Below are 24,632 nucleotides of genomic sequence, written 5' to 3'. Positions count from 1 at the left end.
GAAGTTGTTTGCCAGGCGTTCCGGCGTCATACACCTGCCGGCCAGCTGACACCCCCGCAGCTGGCCGGCACCGCCGATGCGCTCCGGCTCAGTCCTCGCCCCTGCCAGCGCCCATGCCGGTGGCGATGAGCTCCATCACCGAGGAGTCCTGCAGCGTGGTCACGTCGCCCAGCGACCGGTTCTCCGCCACATCCCGCAGCAACCGTCGCATGATCTTGCCGGAGCGGGTCTTCGGAAGCTCCGGTACGAGCATGATCTGCCGCGGCTTCGCGATCGGGCCCAACGTGCGCGCGACGTGGGTACGCAGGTCCGCGATGAGCTGCGCCCCCGCCGCCCCCTCGGTCTCAGCGCTGGCTCGGGGGATGGCGAAAGCAACGATCGCCTGCCCCGTGGTCGGATCCGTCGCGCCGACCACCGCCGCCTCTGCCACCGACGGGTGCGACACCAGGGCCGACTCCACCTCGGTGGTGGAGATGTTGTGCCCGGACACCAACATCACGTCGTCCACTCGGCCGAGCAGCCAGATGTGGCCTTCGTCGTCCTTCTTGGCGCCGTCCCCGGCGAAGTAGACCCAGTCGTCGCCGACACCCGCACCGGCGCCGAAGCGCGACCAGTATGTCTCCACGAACCGGTTGTCGTCGCCCCAGATGGTCCGCAGCATCGACGGCCACGGGTCCCGAATCACCAGGTAGCCGCCGCCGCCGTTGGGCACCGGCTGCCCCTGGTCGTCCACCACGTCGCCGTTGATCCCCGGTAGCGGGGTCATCGCCGACCCCGGCTTGGCGTGGGTAACCCCGGGCAGCGGAGAGATCATGATGGCGCCGGTCTCGGTCTGCCACCAGGTATCCACAATCGGTAGCTTTCCCCCGCCGACGTGCTGCCGGTACCAGATCCAGGCCTCCGGGTTGATCGGCTCGCCGACGCTGCCCAGCAGGCGCAGGGAGGACAACTCGAACCCGGCGGGGATCTCCTCACCCCACTTCATCATCGTGCGGATGAGGGTCGGGGCGGTGTAGAGGATCGTCACCCGGTACTTGTCGACCAGTTCCCAGAACCGGCCCCGGTGCGGGGTGTCCGGAGTGCCCTCGTACATGACCTGGGTGGCGCCGTTGGAGAGCGTGCCGTACACGATGTACGAATGGCCGGTGACCCAGCCGACGTCGGCGGTGCACCAGTAGACATCGCTCTCCGGTTTCAGGTCGAAGACCCCGTGCATCGTGTACGAGGCCTGGGTCAGGTAGCCGCCGCTGGTGTGCAAAATCCCCTTCGGACGCGCGGTGGTGCCGCTGGTGTAGAGGATGAACAGCGGATGCTCGGCGTCGAAGGCGACGGCCTGGTGCTCGGCCGACGCCCGCCCGACCGTCTCGTGCCACCAACGGTCCTTCGCCGACCAGGCGCACTCCTCGCCGGTGCGACGGACCACCAGCACGTGCTCCACCGACGGGCAGTTCGACACCGCCTCGTCCACGGTCGGTTTGAGCGCGGAGGGCCGACCCCGCCGGTAGCCGCCGTCGGCGGTCACCACCACCTTCGCCGCGGCGTCCTGAATCCGATTTGTCAACGCGTCGGCGGAGAAGCCGCCGAAGACCACACTGTGGGTGGCGCCGATCCGGGCGCAGGCCAGCATCGCCACCACGGCCTCCGGCACCATCGGCAGGTAGATCGCCACCCGGTCGCCGGCCCTCACCCCGAGCTCGGTCAGCACGTTCGCGGCCTGGCAGGTCAGCTTCGTAAGTTCCGCGTAGGTGATCGTCCGAGTGTCACCCGGCTCGCCCTCCCAGTGGATCGCGACCCGGTCACCCCGGCCGGCCTCGACGTGCCGGTCCAGGCAGTTGTACGCCACGTTGAGCTGACCGCCGACGAACCACTTCGCGAACGGCGGCTTCGACCAGTCGAGTACCCGGTCCCACGGCTTTGTCCAGGTCAGTCGCTGGGCCTGCCGTTCCCAGAAGGCCAGCCGGTCGGCGTCCGCCGCGGCGTACGCCGCACTGGTGACGTTGGCGCTCGCGGCGAGCTCGGCCGGCGGCGGGAACTGGCGCGTCTCGTGCAACAGGTTGGCCAATGCCTCGCTCATGCCTGCTCCCTCGTCGCTTGGGGTGACCTGCGTCTCGGTGCAGAGGTTAGCCCGCCGGCCGGGCGCAGGCGACAGTCGAGAGCAACGGATCGCGCCGAACGGAGCCTCCCCCGCGCCAGGCGGCATGCCACCCGGCCGGCTGCGCGCCGGGTGGCATGGCACCCCGCGGGGAGTACGAGCGGTCCCGTTAACGTGGCGGGGTGACCGATGACCCGCTCGCCCCGCTACTTGCCCTCGCCGATGTCGCCGCTGCCGTGGAGCGGGCCCGCGAGCGCTTCGACCAGGCGCAGCGGCACCGCGCCCTGCGCCGGCACGGCGGTCGGGTCGCCGCGGAGGTAAGCCTCCGCTGCGCGGTGGCCAGCGCGGCCCTTGAGGGGCACACCCATGATCGCGAGGAGGTTCGTGCCGGTACCGTCACCGAGCCCGTGCTACAGGGTGCGCTGCGGGTCGCCGGGGCGCTACCCGGGCTGACCGACCTTTGGCCGAAAGCGCCCCGGCAGGCGCTCGCGAAGCTGCACGTGCTCGCCGCGCGGGAGCTGGTGCCGGAGACCGACCTGGGACGCCCGGTGCCCGACGCGGTGGTGGCGGCCCGGCTGGACGGGCTGGCCGCCCTGGTGGCCGGGGGAACCACGGCTCCGCCGCTGGTGCTCGCCGCGGTTGTCCACGGTGAGCTGTTGAACCTGCGGCCCTTCGCCGGCCCCTCCGGGGTGGTCGCCCGTGCTGCCGCCCGGCTGGTGCTGATGTCCCGGGGCGTTGACCCGCGGGGCCTGCTCGCCGTGGACGTCGGGCATCGGGAGCGGGAGCCGGAGTACGTCGGCTCGGCCGGGGCCTTCGCCACCGGAACCCCGGATGGGCTTCGCTCGTGGCTGCGGCACTGTCTGAGCGCCGTCGAGGTGGGCGCCGACCAGCTCACCGCTATTGGCGACGAGGTGCTCGCCGCGACCCCGTAACGTTCCCCGCCCGACCTACCCCGACCCCGTGGCTTTTCCCGCCCGACCTGCCCCGAGCCCGGTCCGGCCCGCAGCCGGCCGCGGCGGTCAGGTCGTCGGGGCAGCCCGGGCCCGACGGTACCGGCCGTACCAGGCGATGCCGATCGCCACGCCAACCCCGACGCCGAGCGCGGCGGCGGCGACCGGCACGGCGGGGCGGTCCCGCAACCGACGCCCCAGTGGAATCGGGTGCCGGAACTCCAGCACCGGCCAGGAGTTCTCCCCGGCGAGCCTGCGTAGCTGGCGGTCCGGATTGACCGCGGTCGGATGGCCGACGCACTCCAACAACGGGCGGTCCGTGTACGAGTCCGAGTAGGCGTACGAGCCGCTGAGGTCGTAGCCCCGCGTGAGTGCCAGCTCGCCCACCGCGTCCACCTTGGCCGGGCCGGCCGCGTAAAACTCGATCTCTCCGCTGTAGTGGCCGTCCACCACGGCCATCCGGGTGGCGATCACATCGGTAACCCCGAGCAGCGCCCCGATCGGCCGGACCATCTCCTCTCCGGAGGCCGAGACCAGCACGACGTCCCGGCCGGCAGCCTGGTGCTCCTCGATCAGGGCAGCGGCTTCGGCGTACACGTAGGGGTTGATCAGCTCGTGGAGGGTCTCCGCGACGATCTGGCGGACCTGCTCCACCTGCCAGCCCTTGCACAGCGCGGCGAGATAGTCCCGGGTCCGGGCCATGGTCTGCTCGTCGGAGCCGCCCAGCCGGAACATCAGCTGCGCGTACGCCGACTTGACAACGTCTCGTCGGGTTATCAGCCCATCTCGATAGAACGGCCGACCGAACGCCAGTGCACTTGACTTGGCGATGACGGTCTTATCCAGATCGAAAAAAGCGGCGCTTCGGCCCACGGCGCGCAAGTCTAGCCCGATGGTCTATCGTCTGCGGGGGCCCGGGTCCGTCAACCCCTCGGACGTGTGCGATGTGATCGACTGCAGGCCTGTTCTGAGTGACCGTGACCACCCTTCCGCGCTGAATTTAGCAGGGAGTGGAAGCGGCGCCACTCGACGTAACCAGGTTCACTCAGGCAGACTGTCGACACAACAGGCGTTCATCTTTCGGACAACCGGCAGGCCCTCGGCGGTTGCGCCCCCGTGACCGCTGAGCGGTTCGGCTCGCCCCCCCCGGAGCCGAACCCGACGACCCCCGTCTTCCCCCCGACGGGGGTCGTCCCTTTATGGGGGTGATGGCGCGATCGCAGGCCGACAGCCGGTGCGGGCATAGCAGATCAACTTTTTCGGTGGAATCCGTCCACAGGTGCCGTGCTCATCCACAGGCCGGCAGCCGGTGTCACCCTCGGGTCAGTCGGGCGGCGAAGGCTTCCAGTCCAGCGAAGCCCGAGCCGACTGCTGGAGGCCGTGATGCCACCTCGCCCCGACGTACCACCCCCGCGCCGCCTGCCCCTTCTCGTGACCTCCGACGATGTGCTCCTCGACGACCTGCTGCGGCTCGCCGCAGCCGGTGGCGTCGAAGTTGACCTCGCACCGGATCCGGTAGCCGCCCGATCCCGCTGGGCCCCCGCGCCGTTGGTCCTGGTCGGCAGCGACCAGGCACAGCCATGCCTCCGGGCGCGGCTGCCGCACCGGCGGCGGTTGGTGCTGGTCGGCCACGCCGGGCATCTTGATCCCGGCCGGGATGTGGCCGACCTGATGGGTGCCGAGTTCGTGGCCGTCCTGCCCGCGGCCGAGCCCTGGCTGGTCGACCGGTTCGTCGAGTGCGGCCCGGAGCAACCTGAACCGGCAGCGGCCCGGGCCGTCGCCGTCCTCGGCGGACGGGGCGGCGCCGGCGCCAGCGTCCTTGCTGGCGGGCTCGCTGTCACGGCGGCCCGCTCCCGCCTGCGGACGCTGCTGGTGGACGCAGACCCCCTCGGGGGCGGGCTGGACCTGGTGCTCGGCTGGGAACAACTGGGCGGACTGCGCTGGCCCGCGCTGACCGACGCCGACGGTCGGGTGGACGCCGCGTCGCTGGTCCGGGCCCTGCCCAGCCGGGGCGACCTGGTGGTCCTCTCGTGGGACCGAGGTGATCTTCGGTCGTTGCCGACTGTGGCGATGGCGGCGACCCTCGACGCGGCCCGGCGGGCTCGCGACGTGGTCGTGGTTGATCTACCCCGGCACCTGGATGACGCGGCGGTAACCGCCCTGCAGTCGGTCGACCGGGCCCTCGTCGTGGTACCCGCTGAGCTCCGCGCCACCGCTGCTGCCGCTCGGGTGGTCAGCGCCGCCGCACCACACTGTCCCAACCTCTCCCTGATCGTCCGTGGTCCCGCCCCCGGCCGACTCAAGGCCACCGAACTCGCGCGGACGCTTGGGTTGCCGTTGGCCGGCACGCTGCGTCTGGAGCCGGCACTCGGCCGCGGCCTGGAACGGGGTGAAGCGCCGGCGGCGGACGGGCGGGGCCCACTGGCCACCCTGTGCCAACGGCTCCTCAACGAACTGACCGGTACGGCGCCGGGTGCGGCATGACCACGACGGACGATGGCCTCGCCGCGCGGGTCCGACAGCGAATCGTGTCCTCCTCAACGCCGGTCACCCCGGCGGCGATTGTCTCCGCCGTACGCGCCGAGCCGGCCGCCGCGGTGCTCGGCGATACCACGCTGCTCCGCCTCGCCGACCGGGTGCACGACGACCTGGTGGGCGCCGGTCCGCTGGCACCACTGTTGGCCGACCCAAAGGTCACCGATGTTCTCGTCAACAACGTTCACGTCTGGGTCGACCGGGGGGAGGGCCTGAAAGAGGTCGCGGTGCCGGTGGGCTCGGTGGACGACGTCCGCCGGCTCGCGCAGCGACTCGCCGCCAGCGCCGGCCGGCGGCTGGACGACGGCTCACCGTACGTTGACGCGCGACTCGCTGACGGCACCCGGCTACATGCGGTCCTGCCACCGGTGGCCACCGACGGTCCGTACCTATCCCTGCGGACCTTCCGGCAGCGACCGTTCACGCTCGACGAGCTGGCCGGTCAGGGGGCCGTGCCGCGGGCGGTCGCCCCGGTGCTGGCCGCTGTGGTGGCGGCCCGGCTCGCGTACCTCGTGATCGGCGGCACCGGTTCTGGCAAGACCACATTGCTCAACACGCTACTCGGCCTCGTTCCCGGCACGGAACGGATCGTGCTGGTGGAGGACGCGGCTGAACTGCACCCGGCGCATCCGCACGTCGTCGGGCTGCAGGCGCGCACAGCGAATGTGGAGGGCATGGGCGCGGTGGGCCTGACCGACCTGGTCCGGCAGGCGCTGCGGATGCGACCGGACCGGCTCGTCGTCGGCGAGTGCCGGGGCCGGGAGGTCGTGGACCTGTTGGTGGCGATGAATACCGGTCACGAGGGAGGCGCCGGGACGCTGCATGCCAACACCCCCTCGGACGTGCCGGCTCGACTCGAGGCACTCGGTCTCCTCGGTGGATTGCCCCGCCCCGCACTGCACGCCCAGGTTGCGGCCGCACTCCAGGTGGTGCTGCAGGTACGCCGCGCGGATCGGGGGCGGGTGCTGGATTCCATCTGCCTGCTCCTGCCGGATGGCCCTGATCGGCTGGTCAGGGCGGTTCCGGCGTGGGATCGCGCTGGTGGGCCCGGGCCAGCGGCCCGGACGCTGGCCGAGCTGCTGGGCGAGCGGAAGGTGCCGGTCCCACCGATCCTGCGGGAGTCCCAGCCCGGTCCGGTAGGTGTGGGATGACCCCGACCCAGCTCCTGCTACCGCTGCTCCTGGTAGCCCTAACAGTGGTCGCGGTGTGGATGGTGACCCGGCTCGCCCGGCAACGGGTCCAGCCCAGCAGCGGCGCGGGTGCCGCCGACGACCCACTGGTGACCTGGGTGGCCAGCCTGCGGCACAGCACCCCGCCGACCGGACCTGGGCGCGGGGTGGTGCGGGATGTGGCGCGGTCGAAGCCGGCCGGGACGCGGCCCCAGCAGCGCGGGCAGGGCCATTCGGCAGGGCCGCCATCCCGGCGTGACTCGAGGCGTCCGAGCAGGATGGCGCACCCGATGTCTGGTGCCCGCCAGGATGGTGCGGTCTCCGGTGCGTGGAGCGCGGGGCCCCCGCCACGTTCTGCCTGGTATCACCCCCTGGCGGCGGCACCCCGGCGCACGCTGGTGCTCTCGGGGGTCCTGGCCGCCGCCGTGGGTGCCCTGCTGGGCGGTCCGGTCGCGGCCGTGGTCACCGGCGCGTATGGCACGTTGGGAGTCCGGGCGCTGCTGCGACGACGGGCGACCCGGCAGGCCGACCAGCTTCGCCGCCGTCACCTCGACCAGCTCTGTGATCTCGCCGCTGACCTGCGCGCCGGTCTGCCCGTGGGCCAGTCCACGGCGCTGTCGACGGCCGGAGGTCCGGGCGGCACCTTGATCCGGGCGGCTGTCCGGCTCGCTGATCGTACCGGTGCGCCCCTCGCTGACCTGCTGGATCGGATCGACGTGGACGCCCGCGCCGCTGACCGGGGCCGGGCCACGGCAGCGGCGCAGGCGGCCGGGGCGCGGGCGACCGCCTGGCTGCTCGCGGCGCTTCCGATCGGTGGCATCGCCCTGGGGTACGGCATCGGTGTTGACCCGGTCGCGGTGCTACTGCACTCGGCGGCCGGCGGTAGCTGCGCGGTCCTCGCTGTCGTGCTCCAGGTCGCCGGGTTGTTCTGGACGGAGCGGCTCACCGCGGTCCCCGGCGGGGAACTCGGATGACCCCGCCGGTGCTGACTGCCGAACGTTGGGCCGTGCCAGCCCTGCTGAGCAGACTCGGATGGCGGAGGCGTCGTCCGGTCCGTCGGCTGCGTGACCTCAACCGGGTCCCGCCCGGCCCGCCACTGATCAGACCGGCGGGTGCGATCCCGGAGGAGTCCCGCCACCGGCGGCGCGCGATCCGGCTCGTCGCAGTGCTCGCGGCGGTGGCGCTCGCTGTGCTGGCCGGTGGAGTGCCGGGCCTGCTCGGGGCCCCGCCCGCCGCGGTGCTGCTCGACCGCCTGCTCCGTCGGGTCGAGTCACCGGCCGTCCGGGAGCGGCGTCGACGGGAGAACGCGGCCCTGCCGCTCGCTGCTGACCTGCTCGCGTCGGCGATGCGCGCCGGCGCCCCGGTCGACCGGTCGGTACTGGCGGTGGCGGAGTCGCTCGATGGGCCCCTCGCCGAGCGACTCGTCCGGGTCGGGCGCCTGCTCCGCCTCGGAGCGGAGCCCGCGGAGGCCTGGTCATCGCTTGCGGCGGTGCCCGGCGCCGAGCGCCTGGTCGGTGCCGCGCTCCGCTCGGCAACCAGCGGTGCCTCCCTGGCGGGCGCGTTGACCCGTCTCGCCGAGGATCTGCGGGCCGACCGGGCTGCGGCGGCCGAGGCGACAGCCCGCCGTTCCGGGGTGCTGATTGTGCTGCCGTTGGGGCTCTGCTTCCTACCGGCCTTCATTCTCGCCGGCCTAGTGCCGGTGATCGTCGCCGTTCTCGGTGACGTGCTCTGACCGATCTCGAGAAAGGACCACGGACATGCGCAGAATCACCGCCCGACTTCGAGGCGACGCCGGGATGAACACCGCCGAATACGCTGTCGGCACGCTCGCCGCAGTCGCCTTCGCCGGGCTCCTACTCAAGGTGCTTACCTCTGACAGTGTGCAGGCCGCGTTGACCGGCATCATTGACCGGGCACTTCAGTGAGGCGGTGCCGGTGGGCCGGCCGCGACCGGGGCTCCTTCACCGCTGAACTGGCGGCCGGCCTGCCGGCATTGCTCTTACTCCTGTTCGTTGGTCTGACGGCGGTTGACGCGGTGGGCACCAAGGGCACCGCTCTGCACGCGGCACGGGAGGCGGCGGTCGCGGTATCTCGGGGTGCAGATGGGTGGGCCGTGGCCCGCGCGCTCGCCCCACCCGGAGCCAGGGTGTCGATCGACAAAGACGGGCAGCGGGTACGCGTCACTGTTCGCGCCCCGGTCCGGGGCCTCGGGACGCGGATTCCCCGACTGACGGTCACGGCGACGACTGTGGCCGCGGTCGAACCCGGCCCTGAGCTGTTCCCGCCGGTCGAAGCTGTCGTCGGTGGATCCGGAGTAGGAGGGTGACCGGCAGTGGAAGCGGGGGCCGCCGCTCCGCCGGTTGGGACCGGAGGGCTTGGTTGGGGCAGCGGGCGACCGGCGAAAAATGGGGGCGGGTGTGTGCTGGTGGCGACCGGGGCGGTGCCACGGTCCTGCTGCTCGCGGTCGGCCTCGCATTCGTGGTCTTCGGGGTGGCGGGCATGGCGGTTGGGGTGGCTCGGGTGGCCCGACAGCAGGCAGGTGTCGCGGCCGACCTGGGTGCGCTCGCTGGGGCGGCAGACGCCGTGCTCGGAGTCACCACCGCGTGTGAGTCGGCCCGAGCGATCGTGACCGCGAACGGCGGCCGGCTCGTCGACTGCCGGCTCGACGGGCTGGATCTGTTGGTCACCGCGGAGGTGACCGCCACCGTGTTGCCGGGCCTGGTCCGGGCCGCGACCGGGCGCGCCCGGGCCGGCCCGCTGCGTGGGTGAGCACGCGGGCCCCCGGGCCGTCTCCGCTGGTGCGGGCGCTACCAGCCGTGCACGGTGAGCCGGGCCTTCGGGGGCTGGTAGCGCCAACGGATCAGCGGGACTGGAGCGCGTCCAGTCCGATCGCCATGGCGATGACCAGCCGGCGATCGAGCTGTGGGTTGTGGATCTGCACGACATACCGGTCGCGGAGACCCCACTTCTTGACGACCGAGAAGGCCGGCTGGTCGTCGGCGACGAAATCGAAGTGGTAGGGCAGCCAGGAGAGCGAATCGACGAAGCGGCGGAGCAGAGCGACCGGCAGGGACCGTTCCGCCCCGGTGAACTGGGGCAATCCGTCCTGCTCGAGATGCCACGTGGAGCGCAGCAGGGACTTCGCGAAGTCTTTGCGGAACAGGCCGATCGGGTTTCCGGCTTGATCAGTGACGTCGTAAGTGGCGCCTAGGTCGAGGCGCTGCCGTGCCTTGAATCCGAGCAGCGGCTGCTGCTGTGTGTCGTCAGTGTAGATGGTCACCTGTTCCTTGAAGGCGAGCCGTTTCTGCTGGGCGAACGCCAGCAGACCCCCCTCCGAGCCGTCCGCGGCGACGGCGTGAACCTGGTACTGGTTGACGGCCAACCGGATTCGCTGGCGGATGTGGAACTGCTGGTGAGTCTGAAGGGTGTCGGGTTGCATGAAAAAATTCCTTTCGGTTCAAGCGGGCTGGACCGGGGGCAGGGGTTGTCGGCGTTCCGCGCGCCGTCGGTGCGCGGAGCCCAGGCCCGTTGGCGCTCAGGACCCCCAGCTGGCCCGCGCCACTCCGGACAGCAGGTTAGCCAGCACGATGTCGAGGACCCGAATCGCGTCCGCCTTGGACAGCGGGTTGTTGCCATTACCACACTTCGGGGACTGGACGCAGGACGGGCAGCCGGACTCGCAGTCACACTCCGTGACCACGTCCCGGGTCGCCCGCAGCCACGTCGCCGCCGTGCCGTACGCCCGCTCGGCGAAACCGGCCCCGCCGGAGTGTCCGTCGTAGACGAAGATGGTTGGTGCCCCGGTGTCGGGGTGTGCCGCGGTGGACAACCCGCCGATGTCCCACCGGTCGCAGGTGGCGGTCAGTGGCAGCAACCCGATCGCGGCGTGCTCGGCGGCGTGCAGCGCGCCCGGTACGTCGGCGGGGTCGACTCCGCCCGCAGTGAGGGATTCCGGCGAGAGCGTGAACCACACCGCCACGGTCCGCAGCTCCCGGGCCGGCAGGTCCAGGGGGCGGGTGTCGATGATCTCGCCGGTGGCGATCCGGCGGCGCTGGTACGACACCACCTGGCTGGTCACGTCGACCTCACCGAGGAAGAGCCCGACCGGCCCGGCGTCCACGTACGACCGGACTGCCGCCACCGACAGCGAGGTGACATCACGGGCGTGGGTGGACCAGTCCGGCTCCTCGGGGTGCACCAGTGCGCACCCGTCGGCGAGGTCGAGGGTGTCGACCACGTACGAGATGCCCTGGTGCAGGTAGACCGCCCCGGGGTGCAGCAGGAAGTGCGACGACCCGCCGTCGACCGTGCCGAGGAGTCGCCCGGTCGCGGTCTCCACCACGCAGATCGGGGCGCCGTCTCCACCACGGAGCTCCACCTGGGGACGCTCTCGGTGGCGCCAGTACCACCCGGTGGGGCGTTGCCGGAGCGCACCGGCCTCGACCAGGGCGTCCACCGCCTCCTTCGCACCCGCCCCAAACAGGTCCAGGTCCGCCGGGGTGAGTGGCGCCTCGGCTGCGGCGCAGGCGAGCTGCGGCCGGAGCACGTACGGATTGGTGGGGTCGAGTACGGTCGCCTCGACCGGGGTCCCGAAGACCGCCTCGGGGTGGTGGACGAGGTAGCTGTCGAGCGGGTCGTCCCGGGCCACCAGCACCGCCAGCGCCTCCTGGCCGGAGCGGCCGGCCCGCCCCGCCTGCTGCCAGAGCGAGGCGCGGGTGCCGGGGTAGCCGCAGATCAGCACCGCGTCCAGCCCGACTAGGTCGACGCCGAGCTCGAGGGCGTTGGTCGAGGCCAGTCCGCGCAGTTCACCGCTGAGCAGAGACCGTTCCAGCTCGCGTCGCTCCTCCCGCAGGTAGCCGGCGCGGTAGGCGGCCACCTGGTCACCCAGCCCGGAGAACGCCTCGTCGAGGGACCGCCGGGCGTTGGCGGCCACCGCCTCGGCCCCCCGTCGGGACCGGACGAAGGCGAGCGTGCGGACCCCGGCGGCGACCGCGTCGGCGAGCAGGTCGGCGGTTTCGCGCAGCGCGGATCGTCGTACCGGCGCGAGGTCGGTGTCGTCGGGGGAGTCGGGCGGGGCGGGCAGCGTCGGCGGCTCCCACAGCGCGAAGGTCACTCCGCCGTGGGGCGAGGTGTCTGTTGTGACGGCCGCCACGGGCAGGCCGGTGAGCCGTTCGGCGGTCGCGGCCGGGTCACCCGAGGTGGCGGAGGCCAGTACGAAGACCGGCGTACGACCGATTCGGGTGCACTGCCGGCGCAGCCGGCGCAGCACGTGTGCGACCTGCGAGCCGAAGACGCCCCGGTAGCTGTGGCACTCGTCCACCACCACGTACGCGAGCCGGCGCAGGAACCTCGCCCACTGGGCGTGACCGGGCAGGATGCCGTGGTGCAGCATGTCGGGGTTGGTCAGCACGAACCGCGCGTGCTGCCGGATCCACTCCCGTTCGGCTCGGGGGGTGTCGCCGTCGTAGCAGGCGGGGCGCACTCCGTCCAGCTCCAGCTCGGTGACGGCCCGGAGCTGGTCAACGGCGAGTGCCTTGGTGGGAGCGAGGTAGAGCACGGTGGCGCGGGGGTCGGTGAGCAGTGTCGACAGCGCCGGTAGCTGGTAGGCCAGGGACTTGCCGGACGCTGTGCCGGTGGCGACGACGACGTGGCTGCCGGCGTGGGCGAGGTTGGCGGCTTCGGCCTGGTGCCGCCACGGTGCGTCCACGCCCTGCCGGGTGAGTGCCACGCGCAGTTCCGCCGGGACCCAGCTGGGCCAGGGCGCGGGCTCGCCGGCGCGGGCGGGTACCCGTTCGACGTGGGTTACCGGGTCGGTGTCGTGCCGGGCGCGGAGCTGACCCAGCAGCTCTACCGGGGACGGGCCGGGGGTTGCGGCACGGGCAGCCCCGGGTGGCCCCGGCCGGCCGGGGCGCCGCGGCCGGGGCGCCGGGCTGTCGGAGGTCACGTCTGCACACTCGCACGGGTGTTCGGGGATGGGTAGCGTTGGTCCCGGGGGGCTGAGGTGCCTGCCTGCCGGGGCGCTGCTGGTAACCAGTATTACCGGTGGTGATGGTTGAATGCCCGGGGAGAGTTTACGGCTCTTGCGAGGAGGGTCTGATGGAGCTGTCGCTGGCGACGCGCACCGTGGGGGAGTTCGCGGTGGTCGTGGTCGGCGGTGAGGTGGATGTCTACACCGCCCCGCAGCTCCGGGAAAACCTGTTCGAGTTGATCGATTCGGGGGTCGAGCACGTCGTGGTTGACCTGGGCCGGGTCGATTTCCTCGATTCCACCGGGCTCGGCGTGCTGGTGGGTGTCCTCAAACGGCTGCGGACCGCCGGTGGCTCCTTCGCGTTGGTCTGTGACCGGGAGCCGCTGTTGAAGATCTTCCGGATTACCGCGCTTGACCAGGTTTTCCCGCTGTATCCGACGGTTGACGCGGCGACCGGCGCGTGATGGCCGTGGTCCGTCTCTCCTTCTCGCCCGCGCCGGTGCACGTTCGTACGGCGCGGCTGGTTGGTGTCGCCGTGGCGCGACGCGCGGGGGTCCGGCAGGGCCTGCTGGACGAGGTGCGACTGGCGATTGGTGAGGCGTGCACCCGGGCGGTGGCGCTGCACCAGCAGCACAACCTGTCTGACCCGGTGCGGGTCGAAATGTCCGATGACGGGACTTATGCCGTCCGGGTGGTGGACCGGGCGCCGATCGAGGCCGGCGCAGATCTTGCGGCATTGCCGCCGTACGAACTGGCCCGCGAGCCGCTCAGTGAGGACGCCTTGACCACCGGCGTCGGATTCGCGTTGCTTGCCGGCTTCGTCGATGACCTCCTGGTACGTCCGGCGGACGGGGGCATTGGCACCGAGGTGCAGATGGTGTGGCCGCTCGAGCGCTGAGCGCGCTGGAGTGCCGCCCGGCTCTACCGCTGTCCGAAACGGACCTCGGCTGTCCTCTTGATCTCGATCGGCGCTTCGCTATATCAGAGTTTCGCTCATAGCACAGCGATGAAGATCATTCCGACACGATGACCACTAGGTGTGACCTCGGACACTGCGGAGGGCTACAGTACCCGGGTTGTCAGCAAGTGAACCCTTCCGCAGCCAGCGGGAACGGTGCTCCATCGCTGGTCCGCTCGGTGGGTTGGCGCGTGCTTGCGACACCGCATCCAGGCGCCGGCCCTGCGTCTCCACGGTCGGCGCGAGCGTTCGGTACAGGAGGACACAGATGTCCGACACCTTGGCCGCCGAGGGCGGCGGGATCTCCCTAACCGGGAACAATGTCACGTTGGTGGTTCTCGCCGCCGTGATCGCGGCCGTGGCGCTGGCTTTCGCCGCCGGGCTGACGCGGACCGTGCTGGCCGCCGGCAGGGGCACCACCAATATGCAGGAAATCTCGGGTGCGGTGCAGGAGGGCGCCTCGGCGTACCTGTTCCGGCAGTTCCGTACCCTGGCGATCTTCGTGGTCGTCGCCGTGCTGCTGCTCTTCCTGCTGCCGGTGCACGAGACCGACGGCAGCGAAACCGCCGTGAAGATCGGCCGATCGGCCTTCTTCGTCATCGGCGCACTCTTCAGCGCGTTCATCGGGGGAGCCGGCATGTGGCTGGCGACCCGGGCCAACCTGCGGGTCGCCGCCGCGGCCCGGGAACGGGTGGGTGGCCGGGAGGCCGCCATGCGGATCGCGTTCCGCACCGGTGGCGTCGTCGGCTTCCTCACCGTCGGCCTCGGTCTCCTCGGCGCGGCACTGGTCGTCCTCTTCTACCGGAGCGACGCCCCGACCGTGCTGGAGGGCTTCGGCTTCGGTGCCGCGCTGCTCGCCATGTTCATGCGGGTCGGTGGCGGCATCTTCACCAAAGCCGCCGATGTCGGCGCCGACCTGGTCGGCAAGGTGGAGCAGGGAATCCCCGAGGACGATCCGCGCAACGCCGCCACCATCGCCGACAACGTGGGCGACAACGTGGGCGACTGCGCCGGCATGGCCGCCGACCTGTTCGAGTCGTACGCGGTGACCCTGGTCGCCGCGCTGATCCTCGGCCGGGCCGCCTTCGGTGAGCAGGGGCTGGTCTTCCCGCTGATCGTCTCCGGCATCGGGGTGATCGTCGCGATCATCGGCGTCTTCATCACCCGGCTGCGCACCTCGGACCGTTCCGGGCTGACCGCTATCAACCGGGCCTTCTACGCCTCCGCGCTCATCTCCGCGGTGCTGGTGGCCATCGCCGCCTGGGCGTACCTGCCGGCCAGCTTCGCCGAGTTGACCCAGGGACTGGCCGACGTGGACCAGAACCCGCGACTGGTGGCCATCGGCGCGGTCGTCATCGGTATCGTGCTGGCCGCCGCGATCCAGGCGCTGACCGGTTACTTCACCGAGACCGAACGGCGCCCGGTGCAGGACATCGGCCGCAGCTCGCAGACTGGTCCGGCCACCGTCATCCTCGCCGGCATCGGCGTCGGCCTGGAGTCCGCGGTCTACTCGGCGCTGCTGATCGGGGCGGGCGTCTTCGGCGCCTTCCTGCTCGGCGGCAGCTCCATCACGCTGTCGCTGTTCGCGGTCGCGCTGGCCGGTACCGGACTGCTCACCACGGTCGGCGTCATCGTCGCGATGGACACCTTCGGTCCGATCTCCGACAACGCCCAGGGCGTGGCGGAGATGTCCGGCGACATCGACGCGGACGGCGCCCGCACGCTGACCGAGCTGGACGCGGTCGGCAACACCACCAAGGCGATCACCAAGGGCATCGCGATCGCCACCGCGGTACTGGCCGCGACCGCGCTCTTCGGCTCGTACACCGACACGCTGCGCATCGCGTACGCCGACGCGGGCATCACCGATGTCGGTGGCGAGATTCTCAACTCGCTGAACGTGGCGAACCCGCGGAACCTGGTCGGCCTGATCATCGGTGCCGCGGTGGTCTTCCTCTTCTCCGGGTTGGCCATCAACGCCGTGTCCCGTTCGGCGGGGGCGGTGGTGATGGAGGTTCGCCGGCAGTTCCGGGAACTGCCCGGGATCATGGACCGTACCCAGCGCCCCGAGTACGGCAAGGTCGTCGACATCTGCACCCGGGACGCGCAGCGGGAGCTGATGACCCCCGGCCTGCTGGCGATCATGGCGCCGATCGCGGTCGGCTTCGGGCTCGGGCCGGGCGCGCTCGCGTCCTACCTGGCCGGGGCGATCGGGGCCGGCACCCTGATGGCCGTCTTCCTGGCCAACTCCGGCGGCGCCTGGGACAACAGCAAGAAGATGGTCGAGGATGGCGCGTACGGCGGCAAGGGCTCCGAGGCGCACTCCGCGACGGTTATCGGCGACACCGTCGGCGACCCCTTCAAGGACACCGCCGGCCCGGCGATCAACCCGCTGCTCAAGGTGATGAACCTGGTCTCGCTGCTGATCGCGCCGGCCGTGGTGGCCTGGAGCGTGGGCGACGACCGCAACACCGGGCTGCGGATCTCGATCGCGGTGGTCGCGACCCTGATCATTGTGGCCGCCGTACTGTTCAGTAAGCGGCAGGGTGTGTCGATGTCGGATCCCGGCGCGGGCACGGGCAGCCCGGAACAACGTCCGGAGGCGGTCCGGGCCTGACCTGCCCCCGCACCGCCGCCCGCCCGGCCCGCGTCGGGAGGGCGGCGGTGCGGATGCCCGGCGAACCTGATCGCGGTACGGGACGGCGCGACACCGTACGCTGCAACGCATGCGTGTGTGCCGGGCGACAGCCGGAAGGCTGGCGGCGATGCTGGCTGCGGTTGTCCTGATCGCCGGATGCGGTGGTGGGCCGAGCCCTGGGGCGTGGGCGACCTCGGTCTGCTCCGCCCTGACCCCCTGGCGAGCCGAGATCAGCAAGCTCACCAGTAGCACCGACCAGCAGATGACCGCCCAGACCAGTCCGGCTCAGGCCCAGGAGAATCTCGTGCGGCTCTTCGACGGGGCGGCGCAGGCCAGCGAGACGGCGCGGCGCCGGGTGGAGCAGGCCGGCGTCCCCGACGCGGAGCGGGGCGCCGAGGTGTCCGAGCGGGTCCGTGCGGCGCTGGCGCAGATGCGGGACGCGTACGCCAAGGCCCGGGACTCCATCGACAGCCTCAGCACGAGCCAGTCCACCGCCTTCTACGACGGGGTACGGGATGCGGTCCAGACCCTGAACCAGGAGTACGAGGCCAGCGCTTTGGATGCCAGTAACCTGAACTCGGAGGAGCTGACCCGCGCCTTCGCCGAGGTCCCCGAGTGCCGTTGACCGGGCCGTTGGACGGGGAGCCGGCGCCGGGGCTCTTCCCGGCGCCCCAGCTGGACCCGCCCGCTACCCGGAGCCGCGCCACCCGGAGCCACGCCGACCGGGCCGCGCGTCCGGGTGCGGCCATCGCCCGGGCCGCGCGTCCGGGTGTGGCCGCCGCCCGGGTCGACCCGGCGGATCGCCGGCAACGAGGTCACGACGCGGGTCGTCAGCTCGCCCTCTTCGGCGCCGAGGCCACCGAACCCGCCGTCACCGACCTGGCCGGCCTGCTCGCCGGACCGGCCGAGGGGTCCGTGATGGGGGGCACCGCCCGCCTGGCCGTGGTGGTTGACGACGCCTGGCGGGTGCACGTGCTGGTCGCCGAGTTGGCGGCGCGACACCTCCCCACGAGCTGGGCGGCCGCGGGGGGTGGCCGGCATTCCGTGCGGACGGCGTACACGACGGTGCTGAAACCGCTCGTGGCGGCGTGGCTGTGCGGCTCGGTGAAGCACCCGCCCGACGCCTTCCACCTGGATGGGCGGGGGTTGCGGCTGTGGTTCGTCGCGGCCGGTTCGATGGCGGACTCCGAGGTCCTGCTCCGCCTCGGGCTGGCCGCCCACCAGCGGGTGGGGGCAGCGCTCGCCGCGGTGGGGTTGCCCGCGGTGCCGGAGTCGGGGCCGGACGGCCTGGCCTACCGGATCACCGGACGGCGCCTGCTGAACCGCTTCGCCGAACTGGTCGGCGACCCACCCCCCGCCGTGCCCCCGGTGGCCTGGCCGTACCGCGGTTGAGCGGCGGCGCTCGCGACGCCGTTGCGTCGGGGCGGGCGGCGGGCAGCTCCTGCGACGGCACCCCGCCCCGACCGGGTGCGTTGGGTCCCGTTCGTCACGGGAAGCGGTGGTCGGGCCTACGGGCAGTGTACGGTGACGCCGGTCGGGTCCCTCCGGTGTTTGTCGCCCACGAAACCGGAATCCCGGATGACGCGTTACGTTGGACATCCGGACTGTTGGGGCACCGGCGGGGTCAATGCGCCCCGTACCGGACACCACGGCGGTCGCGATGCGGAAGTGAGGTCGGAGAGAGACGTGCCGAGCAATGCTGGAACCACCCGTCTGGTCATCGTCGAGTCCCCGGCGAAGGCCAAGACGATCTCGGGCTACCTCGGCCCGGGGTACGTCGTGGAGGCCAGTTTCGGGCACGTCCGCGACCTGCCGCGGAACGCCGCCGATGTGCCGGCGAAGTACAAGGGCGAGGCGTGGGCCCGGCTCGGCGTCGATGTCGACAACGGCTTCCACGCCCTCTACGTCGTCTCCCCCGACCGCCGGCAGCAGATCAGCAAGTTGACCAAGCTGGCCCGGGAGGTTGACGAGATTCTCCTGGCCACGGATGAGGACCGGGAGGGCGAGGCGATCGCCTGGCACCTGGTGGAGACCCTCAAGCCGAAGGTTCCGGTCAAGCGGATGGTCTTCCACGAGATCACCAAAGCGGCGATCCGGGCCGCCGTGGCGAACCCGCGGGAAATCGACCGCGATCTGGTTGACGCCCAGGAGGCCCGCCGCATCCTCGACCGGTTGTACGGCTACGAGGTGTCCCCGGTGCTGTGGAAGAAGGTCATGCCGAAGCTCTCGGCGGGCCGGGTGCAGTCGGTGGCGACCCGCATCGTGGTCGAGCGGGAGCGGCAGCGGATGGCGTTCCGCAGCGCCGAGTACTGGGACATCCTCGCCACGCTCGCCGCCGAACAGCCCGGCGCGGGACCCCGCACTTTCACCGCCACCCTGGTCGCGCTCAACGGTGACCGGATCGCCACCGGCAAGGACTTCGAGCCGACCACCGGGCGGGTCCGTCCCGGCGCCGGTGTGGTGCACCTGGACGAGGGCGGGGCCCAGGGGCTGGCCGCCCGGCTGGCGGATCGGCCGTTCACGGTTACCCGGGTCGAGGAGAAGCCGTACCGTCGCCGCCCGTACGCGCCGTTCATCACCTCGACGCTGCAGCAGGAGTCGGCCCGTAAGCTGCGTTTCTCCTCGCAGCAGACGATGCGCACCGCGCAGCGGCTCTATGAGAACGGCTACATCACCTATATGCGTACCGACTCGGTGAACCTGTCGGAGACCGCCATCGCCGCGGCCCGGCAGCAGATCGTCGAGCTGTACGGGGAACGTTGCGTCCCGCCGGAGCCGCGTCGCTACACCGGCAAGGTGAAGAACGCGCAGGAGGCGCATGAGGCGATCCGCCCCGCGGGCGACACCTTCCGCACCCCCGGTGAGCTGCGCAACGAGCTGTCGGTTGAGGAGTACAAGCTCTACGAGCTGATCTGGCGGCGCACCGTCGCCTCCCAGATGACCGACGCCGTGGGCTCCAGCGTCTCGGTGCGGATCCGCGCCGTCACGGCGGCCGGTGAGGAGGCGGACTTCGGCGCCACCGGCAAGACCATCACCGACCCGGGCTTCCTCCGCGCCTACGTGGAGTCCAGCGACGACGAGAACGCCGAGGCGGAGGATGCCGAGCGGCGCCTACCGACGCTGGTGAAGGACCAGCCGCTCACCGCCGAGCAGCTCGCCGCGCAGGAGCACCACACCCAGCCGCCCGCCCGTTACACCGAGGCGTCCCTGGTCAAGGCGCTGGAGGAGCTGGGCATCGGCCGTCCCTCCACCTACGCGTCGATCATGCAGACCATCCAGGACCGGGGGTACGTCGTCAAGCGCGGTCAGGCGATGATCCCGTCGTTCCTGGCCTTCGCCGTGGTCGGGCTGATGGAGCGGCACTACCCGCGCCTGATCGACTATGGCTTCACCGCCAGCATGGAGAACGAGCTGGACGAGATCGCCGGCGGCGACCACGCGGCGGTGGACTTCCTCACCGCGTTCTACTTCGGCACCACCAACGGCGCCGGTGACCAGGACATCGCCCGCTCCGGTGGGCTGAAGAAGCTGGTCACTGAGAACCTGAGTGAGATCGACGCGCGGAGCGTCAACTCGATTCCGCTCTTCAGCGACGACCAGGGGCGTCCGGTCGTGGTCCGGGTGGGCCGTTACGGGCCGTACCTGCAGCGGGAGTTGCCCGGGGAGGCGGCTGCCGTCGACGGTGAGGAGGGCGGTGGTCAGGGCGACCGGGCTCCGATTCCGGAGGGGCTGGCCCCGGATGAGTTGACGCCGGAGAAGGTGCACGAGCTTTTCCTCGGTGGCGGTGGCGAGCGCAAGCTCGGGGAGGATCCGGCCACCGGCGAGCCGATTTTGCTCAAGTCGGGCCGGTTCGGCCCCTACGTGGCCAGCGGGGAGCGGAAGTCGTCCCTGCTGCGCTCCCAGTCGCCGGACGCCCTCACCCTCGACGAGGCGCTGCGGCTGCTGACCCTGCCGCGGCTGGTCGGTGTTGACCCGGAGGGCAACGAGGTCTTCGCGAACAACGGCCGCTACGGCCCGTACGTGAAGCGGGGCGAGGAGTTTCGGTCGCTGGAGTCCGAAGAGCAGATGTTCACGGTCACGCTGGACGAGGCGCTGGCGCTGCTGGCCGCCCCGAAGACCCGGCAGCGTCGGGCTCCCGCACCTCCGCTGCGGGAGTTGGGCGCCGACCCGCTGACCGAGAAGCCGCTGGTCATCAAGGATGGCCGGTTCGGGCCGTACGTGACCGACGGGGAGACCAACGCGTCGTTGCGGCGGGGGCAGACCCCGGAGGCGCTGAGCCTGGAGCAGGCGTCGGAGATGCTCGCCGAGAAGCGGGCGAAGGGCCCGGCGCCGCGGAAGAAGGCGGCCAAGAAGGCCGCGCCGGCCAAGAAGACGACGGCGAAGAAAGCGACGGCGAAGAAGACGACGGCGAAGAAGGCGACGGCGACGAAGAAGAGCGCCGCGGCGGCCAAGACGACGGCGGCGAAGAGCGCCGCGGCCAAGCCGTCGAAGCGGGCGGGCAGCGCGGCGGAGTAACGAATCCGCCGGCCTGCGGTCAGCCGCGGCGGGACGGGCCGGGGCTGCGCCAGCCGCGGCCGGACGATCCGGGGCGCGTCAGCCGAGGACGCGGGACAGGTGTTCGCTGGCGAACACCCGGTGCGGGTCGAGCCGGTCCCGGACGGCCTGGAAGCTGTCCCACCTGGGATAGGCGGGGGCCAGGGAGGCCGCGTCGCGCCAGTGCAGTTTGCCCCAGTGCGGCCGGCCGCCAAGCCCTTCGGCCAGCTCTTCGACGGCGCGGAAGTACGGCTCGTACGGCATCCCCACGTACTGGTGGACGGCGAGGTACGCGGAGTCCCGGCCGTAGCCGTGCGAGAGCCAGACGTCGTCGGCGGCGCTGAACCGGACCTCGACCGGGAAGAGGACTTTGACCGGCAGCCGGTCCACGATCCGGCGCAGGTCGGCCAGGGCCGGGGCGAGGGCCGCGCGGGGCAGCGCGTACTCCATCTCGACGAAGCGGACCCGACGTGGGCTGCAGAAAACCGCGTCGGAGGGGCCGGTGTAGCGGCGCTCGGTGAGCACCCGCGCGGCGACAGAGCTGATGCCGGGGGCGAGTGCCGGTATGGCCCGGCCGAGCCGGCAGGCCCCGGCGAGAACCGTGTTGGAGAGGAACTCGTCGTTGAGCCAGCGGTGCCAGTGCGGCAGCGGACGGTCGTTGACGGGCACCCGGTCGTTGCTCTTGACCTGGACCCGATCGGTGTAGGGGAACCAGTAGAACTCGACGTGGTCGTGTCGCTCGACCAACTCGGGTACCTCGGCCAGCACCGCGGCCAGCGGCGCGGGCCGCTCATGTGCGTGCAGTACGAACGCGTCCACACAGCTCAGGGTGACGTCGACTAGGACGCCGAGCGCGCCGAGCGAGACCCGGGCGGCGGCGAAGACATCCGGGTGCTCGTCGGCGGAGCAGTGCAGCACCTCGCCGGCGCCGGTGACCATGGTTAATGCGGTGACGAAGGTGGACAGACAGCCGTGTTGGGCGCCGGTGCCGTGGGTGCCGGTCGAGATCGCGCCGGCTACCGTCTGCGCGTCGATGTCACCCAGGTTCGGCAGGGCCAGCCCGTAGCCGGCGAGCAGTCGGTTGAGGGCGCGCAGCGTGGTGCCGGCGGGGACCGTGACCAGCCGCCGATCGAGATCGACCCGTACCTCGTCGGTCAGGCCCGTCAGCTCCATCCGATGACCGTCGGTCCGGGCGACCGGGGTGAAGGAGTGGCCACTGCCGACTGGGCGGATCCGCTCTCCGGCCGCTACGGCGGCCCGTACCGCCGCCGCTATTTCCGCGCTTGACGTGGGACGGAGCACGCTGGTGGCGGTGCCACGCTGATTGCCGGCCCAGTTGGACCAGGCGCTGACGGAGCTTGCGGTAGCGGCCATGGACGCTCCTCGAAATGAATGTGAAGTGACTTCATATCAGGAACGTTGTGCCTGGTAAATACCGTAATCGAGTTCCGCTCGTTGTACCGGTAGTCACGGACTCGTGACGTGCAGATATATGTTCTTCCGTCGAAGGGGGGTGGCGAGTGTCCACACCAGCCGCCACGACCGGGCCGCTGCGCCGCGTACCGGTGCAGGGTCGAAGTGTCGCTCGGGTCCAGCGAATGCTGGACGCCTGTGCGGAGCTCGTCGACGAGGTGGGGTACGAGGGGCTGACCACGACGCTGCTCGCCGAGCGCGCCGAGGTGGCGATCGGGTCGGTCTACCAGTTCTTTCCGGACAAACGGGCAATCGTGCAGGCGTTGACCCTGCGCACGATGGAGTCCTATCTCCAGCGGCTCGACGAGAGGTTCGCCTCGGATGACCTGACCCACTGGTGGGACGGGGTCGACGCGGCGATCGACGAGTACATCACGATGCACCGCACCGTTCCCGGGTTCCGTACCCTGCACTTCGGCGACGTGGTCGACCTGCACCTGCTCGATGAGCAGCGGGACAACAACGGGGTGATCGCGGATCAACTCGCCCGGGTCCTCACCGAGCGCTTCGGACTCACCGACGTCCCGGAGCTCCAGTTCCACCTCGAGATCGCGGTCGAGGGTGCTGATGCGCTCATCCAGCTGGCGTTCCGCCGGCGGCAGGAGGGCGATGACCGGGTGCTCGTCGAGGCGAAGGCGTTGATTCGGGAGTACCTGTACCGCCAGCTCGACGCTCGGGGGGGCGTGGACCGGCCGGTGGAGGTCGTCCAGCCAGCCTGATCGGTGTTCACCCGCCCGGACGTCCCAAACCGGTCCGGCCGGCGGGCTCCGGCCCCGGACGTCCGGGGTGGGTCCTCAGAGGAAGGCCCACCCCTCACCGCGGTAGGTGGCGGCGGCCGCTGCGACGGTCTCCGTCTCCACCAGGTGGAGCTCGTTGACGTGCTCGGCGAGCTCGCCGGCCTTGGCGTGCCGGAACCAGACCCGGTCGCCGATCCGAAGCGTGTCGGCTCCCCGGCCGGTCAGCGGAGTCTGCACCTCACCGGCGCCCTCCGCGCCGACCAACCGGAGGCCGGCCGGGAGGACCGGGCGGGGGAGGCGACTGCGTTCGGCCGGCCCGGAGGCGATCCAGCCGCCGCCGAGCACGGTGGCGTAGCCCGGCGCCGGCCGGCGCGCCACCGCGCAGGCGAAGAAGGCGGCGGGGGTCGGGCGCCAGGCCCGGTAGGTGTCGAAGAGCGTCGGCCCGTACAGCCCGGAGCCCGCGGCGACCTCGGTGACCGCGGGGTCGGCGCTGGTGGCGGCCAGGCTGCCGGTGCCACCACCGTTGACGAACTCCAGCTCCGCGTGCTCGCGGACCGCCGCCACCGCCGCACTCCGGCGGGCCAGCAACTCCCGGTACGACCCGCGCTGAACCAGTCGGATCGCCGCGCCGAGCAGCGCCCGCCCCGGCGGCGCGTCGCCCATCCCGGCGATCTGCGCCTCGTACGCCATCAGTCCGACCAGCCGGAACCCGGGTCGGGCGGCGACGGCGGCGGCGAGCGCACCGGCCGCCCGTGGATCATGTACGGGGGAGCGGCGCACCCCGAGGTGCAGCCGCCCGCCCAGCGGTCGCCAGGAGGCGTCCAGGTCCAGGCAGACCCGCAGCTCGGGCCGGTGACCTGGGGCGCGAACGGCGTCCACCAGATCGAGCTGGGCGGGATCGTCGATCATCAGGGTCACCGCGGCGGCGAGCGTCGGATCACTGGCCAGTTCGGCGAGCGCGGCCCGGTCGGTCGCGGGGTAGGCCACCACCACGTCGTCGGTGACCCCGCAGCGGACCAGCCAGAGTGCCTCGGCGAGGGTGAACGCCAGCACACCCGCCCAGCCGGGGGTGGCCAGGGCCCGGGAGATCAGCGTCCGGCAGCGTACCGACTTGCTGGCCAGGCGGACCGGCTTACCGCGGGCGCGCTCGGCGAGGGCGGTGGCGTTGGCGTCGAACGCCCGGAGATCAACCACCGCGTACGGCGGGTCGAGGCGGGCGGTCGCGCGGTCGAGTCGGGCACGCAGTTCCGCGGTGTCGGGGGCCACGTGGTGCACGCTAGCCGGACCGGGGTCGACGCCCAAGCACCTCGCCTCGGGCGGGGCTGCGGGCGGTGGACCCCCCCGCCTAGGCTCGGCGAGCAGGGGAATGTCATGGCGGGATGCCATCGGTCCGGGGCTAGAGTGTTGCACCGAGACCGCCCGGTAACGGGTTGCGACGTGGAGGTACGGCCATCAAAAGCCAGCAGAACGGCGAGTCGGCCAACGGCTCGTCACCCGCCGCCCAGTCCGGACCGGCGGGCCCGTCCGGTACCGCGGCGCCGGCCAGCCAGCCCGACCACTCGGGCTACGCCGCGATCCG

21 protein-coding genes are annotated in these 24,632 nt (G+C 71.6%); 15 read left to right on the top strand and 6 right to left on the bottom strand.

Annotated features, from left to right (window positions below):
* Positions 1-88: 88 nt before the first annotated feature.
* The gene (gene acs, locus SALPAC2_RS0113395; RefSeq protein WP_018217153.1) at positions 89-2,074 is read right to left on the bottom strand and encodes an acetate--CoA ligase; all 1,986 of its coding nucleotides are present in this window, start codon (positions 2,072-2,074) and stop codon (positions 89-91) included.
* A gap of 200 nt (positions 2,075-2,274) precedes the next feature.
* Here acs and SALPAC2_RS0113390 point away from each other — a divergent pair, with 200 nt between their 5' ends.
* The gene (locus tag SALPAC2_RS0113390) at positions 2,275-3,024 is read left to right on the top strand and encodes a Fic family protein (RefSeq protein WP_018217152.1); all 750 of its coding nucleotides are present in this window, start codon (positions 2,275-2,277) and stop codon (positions 3,022-3,024) included.
* 87 nt (positions 3,025-3,111) lie between these two features.
* Here the strand turns inward: SALPAC2_RS0113390 and SALPAC2_RS0113385 are convergent, their stop codons facing one another.
* Positions 3,112-3,915, bottom strand: a complete 804-nt coding sequence (locus SALPAC2_RS0113385) for an HAD family hydrolase (protein ID WP_018217151.1) — start codon at positions 3,913-3,915, stop codon at positions 3,112-3,114.
* A gap of 558 nt (positions 3,916-4,473) precedes the next feature.
* Between SALPAC2_RS0113385 and ssd the strand changes: the two genes are divergently transcribed.
* Genes ssd through SALPAC2_RS0113350 form a run of 7 tightly spaced genes read left to right on the top strand, consistent with a single transcriptional unit; the run spans position 4,474 to position 9,515 of the window.
* Entirely contained in the window at positions 4,474-5,526 is a 1,053-nt protein-coding gene (ssd, locus tag SALPAC2_RS0113380; protein ID WP_018217150.1) for a septum site-determining protein Ssd, read from the top strand.
* Positions 5,523-6,728 (top strand): TadA family conjugal transfer-associated ATPase, encoded by a 1,206-nt coding sequence (locus SALPAC2_RS0113375; RefSeq protein WP_018217149.1) that lies wholly within the window; start codon positions 5,523-5,525, stop codon positions 6,726-6,728. Before ssd ends, SALPAC2_RS0113375 begins: the two co-directional genes overlap by 4 nt.
* Positions 6,725-7,720, top strand: coding sequence for a type II secretion system F family protein (locus tag SALPAC2_RS0113370; protein WP_018217148.1), 996 nt, complete (start codon positions 6,725-6,727; stop codon positions 7,718-7,720). Before SALPAC2_RS0113375 ends, SALPAC2_RS0113370 begins: the two co-directional genes overlap by 4 nt.
* Positions 7,717-8,478 carry a type II secretion system F family protein gene (locus tag SALPAC2_RS0113365; RefSeq protein WP_018217147.1) on the top strand — a complete coding sequence of 254 codons (762 nt, stop codon included), beginning with the start codon at positions 7,717-7,719 and terminating at the stop codon, positions 8,476-8,478. Before SALPAC2_RS0113370 ends, SALPAC2_RS0113365 begins: the two co-directional genes overlap by 4 nt.
* Before the next feature lie 25 nt (positions 8,479-8,503).
* Positions 8,504-8,671, top strand: a complete 168-nt coding sequence (locus SALPAC2_RS26115; protein WP_018217146.1) for a DUF4244 domain-containing protein — start codon at positions 8,504-8,506, stop codon at positions 8,669-8,671.
* Entirely contained in the window at positions 8,668-9,072 is a 405-nt protein-coding gene (locus SALPAC2_RS0113355; protein WP_026184709.1) for a TadE family type IV pilus minor pilin, read from the top strand. Before SALPAC2_RS26115 ends, SALPAC2_RS0113355 begins: the two co-directional genes overlap by 4 nt.
* Positions 9,073-9,125: 53 nt before the next feature.
* Positions 9,126-9,515 carry an Rv3654c family TadE-like protein gene (locus tag SALPAC2_RS0113350; RefSeq protein ID WP_223874193.1) on the top strand — a complete coding sequence of 130 codons (390 nt, stop codon included), beginning with the start codon at positions 9,126-9,128 and terminating at the stop codon, positions 9,513-9,515.
* Between the two features lie 91 nt (positions 9,516-9,606).
* On the opposite strand, the gene SALPAC2_RS0113345 is transcribed toward SALPAC2_RS0113350, so the two are convergent.
* Together SALPAC2_RS0113345 and SALPAC2_RS0113340 are read right to left on the bottom strand one after the other, a co-directional pair.
* The gene (locus tag SALPAC2_RS0113345) at positions 9,607-10,185 is read right to left on the bottom strand and encodes an LURP-one-related/scramblase family protein (RefSeq protein WP_018217144.1); all 579 of its coding nucleotides are present in this window, start codon (positions 10,183-10,185) and stop codon (positions 9,607-9,609) included.
* A gap of 96 nt (positions 10,186-10,281) precedes the next feature.
* Positions 10,282-12,690 carry a DEAD/DEAH box helicase gene (locus tag SALPAC2_RS0113340; protein ID WP_018217143.1) on the bottom strand — a complete coding sequence of 803 codons (2,409 nt, stop codon included), beginning with the start codon at positions 12,688-12,690 and terminating at the stop codon, positions 10,282-10,284.
* Positions 12,691-12,842: 152 nt separating this feature from the next.
* Between SALPAC2_RS0113340 and SALPAC2_RS0113335 the strand changes: the two genes are divergently transcribed.
* The 6 genes from SALPAC2_RS0113335 (at position 12,843) to topA (ending at position 20,825) form a co-directional block, all read left to right on the top strand.
* Positions 12,843-13,178, top strand: coding sequence for an STAS domain-containing protein (locus SALPAC2_RS0113335; protein ID WP_018217142.1), 336 nt, complete (start codon positions 12,843-12,845; stop codon positions 13,176-13,178).
* Positions 13,178-13,612 (top strand): ATP-binding protein, encoded by a 435-nt coding sequence (locus SALPAC2_RS0113330; RefSeq protein ID WP_018217141.1) that lies wholly within the window; start codon positions 13,178-13,180, stop codon positions 13,610-13,612. The genes SALPAC2_RS0113335 and SALPAC2_RS0113330 overlap by 1 nt, the downstream gene beginning before the upstream one ends.
* Before the next feature lie 328 nt (positions 13,613-13,940).
* Entirely contained in the window at positions 13,941-16,289 is a 2,349-nt protein-coding gene (locus tag SALPAC2_RS0113325) for a sodium-translocating pyrophosphatase (RefSeq protein ID WP_018217140.1), read from the top strand.
* 109 nt (positions 16,290-16,398) lie between these two features.
* Positions 16,399-16,935 carry a hypothetical protein gene (locus tag SALPAC2_RS0113320; RefSeq protein WP_026184707.1) on the top strand — a complete coding sequence of 179 codons (537 nt, stop codon included), beginning with the start codon at positions 16,399-16,401 and terminating at the stop codon, positions 16,933-16,935.
* Positions 16,926-17,702 (top strand): hypothetical protein, encoded by a 777-nt coding sequence (locus SALPAC2_RS0113315; protein ID WP_018217138.1) that lies wholly within the window; start codon positions 16,926-16,928, stop codon positions 17,700-17,702. The genes SALPAC2_RS0113320 and SALPAC2_RS0113315 overlap by 10 nt, the downstream gene beginning before the upstream one ends.
* Before the next feature lie 294 nt (positions 17,703-17,996).
* Positions 17,997-20,825 (top strand): type I DNA topoisomerase, encoded by a 2,829-nt coding sequence (gene topA, locus SALPAC2_RS0113310; RefSeq protein WP_018217137.1) that lies wholly within the window; start codon positions 17,997-17,999, stop codon positions 20,823-20,825.
* Positions 20,826-20,903: 78 nt separating this feature from the next.
* On the opposite strand, the gene SALPAC2_RS0113305 is transcribed toward topA, so the two are convergent.
* Positions 20,904-22,217, bottom strand: coding sequence for a D-arabinono-1,4-lactone oxidase (locus SALPAC2_RS0113305; RefSeq protein WP_018217136.1), 1,314 nt, complete (start codon positions 22,215-22,217; stop codon positions 20,904-20,906).
* A gap of 224 nt (positions 22,218-22,441) precedes the next feature.
* On the opposite strand from SALPAC2_RS0113305, the gene SALPAC2_RS0113300 reads away from it, so the two are divergent.
* Complete coding sequence (locus SALPAC2_RS0113300) at positions 22,442-23,035, top strand: TetR family transcriptional regulator (protein WP_018217135.1); 594 nt, start codon at positions 22,442-22,444, stop codon at positions 23,033-23,035.
* Between the two features lie 75 nt (positions 23,036-23,110).
* Here SALPAC2_RS0113300 and SALPAC2_RS0113295 read toward each other — a convergent pair whose 3' ends face one another.
* Positions 23,111-24,328 (bottom strand): amino acid deaminase/aldolase, encoded by a 1,218-nt coding sequence (locus tag SALPAC2_RS0113295; protein WP_018217134.1) that lies wholly within the window; start codon positions 24,326-24,328, stop codon positions 23,111-23,113.
* Positions 24,329-24,632: the final 304 nt, after the last annotated feature.

The sequence above is a fragment of the Salinispora vitiensis genome, from assembly GCF_000378825.1.
Classification (GTDB): domain Bacteria; phylum Actinomycetota; class Actinomycetes; order Mycobacteriales; family Micromonosporaceae; genus Micromonospora; species Micromonospora vitiensis.
The sequence above is the reverse complement of the archived record's forward strand: the minus strand, read 5'-3'. Positions and strand labels throughout refer to the sequence as shown.

Excerpts from the sequence above, each read along its gene's own strand:
- SALPAC2_RS26115 (WP_018217146.1), top strand. The coding sequence starts at position 8,504 with ATGCGCAGAATCACCGCCCGACTTCGAGGCGACGCCGGGATGAACACC.
- SALPAC2_RS0113370 (WP_018217148.1), top strand. The coding sequence starts at position 6,725 with ATGACCCCGACCCAGCTCCTGCTACCGCTGCTCCTGGTAGCCCTAACA.
- SALPAC2_RS0113300 (WP_018217135.1), top strand. The coding sequence starts at position 22,442 with ATGCTGGACGCCTGTGCGGAGCTCGTCGACGAGGTGGGGTACGAGGGG.
- SALPAC2_RS0113365 (WP_018217147.1), top strand. The coding sequence starts at position 7,717 with ATGACCCCGCCGGTGCTGACTGCCGAACGTTGGGCCGTGCCAGCCCTG.
- acs (WP_018217153.1), bottom strand. The coding sequence starts at position 2,074 with ATGAGCGAGGCATTGGCCAACCTGTTGCACGAGACGCGCCAGTTCCCG.
- SALPAC2_RS0113320 (WP_026184707.1), top strand. The coding sequence starts at position 16,399 with ATGCGTGTGTGCCGGGCGACAGCCGGAAGGCTGGCGGCGATGCTGGCT.
- SALPAC2_RS0113345 (WP_018217144.1), bottom strand. The coding sequence starts at position 10,185 with ATGCAACCCGACACCCTTCAGACTCACCAGCAGTTCCACATCCGCCAG.
- SALPAC2_RS0113305 (WP_018217136.1), bottom strand. The coding sequence starts at position 22,217 with ATGGCCGCTACCGCAAGCTCCGTCAGCGCCTGGTCCAACTGGGCCGGC.
- SALPAC2_RS0113375 (WP_018217149.1), top strand. The coding sequence starts at position 5,523 with ATGACCACGACGGACGATGGCCTCGCCGCGCGGGTCCGACAGCGAATC.
- SALPAC2_RS0113335 (WP_018217142.1), top strand. The coding sequence starts at position 12,843 with ATGGAGCTGTCGCTGGCGACGCGCACCGTGGGGGAGTTCGCGGTGGTC.
- SALPAC2_RS0113330 (WP_018217141.1), top strand. The coding sequence starts at position 13,178 with ATGGCCGTGGTCCGTCTCTCCTTCTCGCCCGCGCCGGTGCACGTTCGT.
- SALPAC2_RS0113325 (WP_018217140.1), top strand. The coding sequence starts at position 13,941 with ATGTCCGACACCTTGGCCGCCGAGGGCGGCGGGATCTCCCTAACCGGG.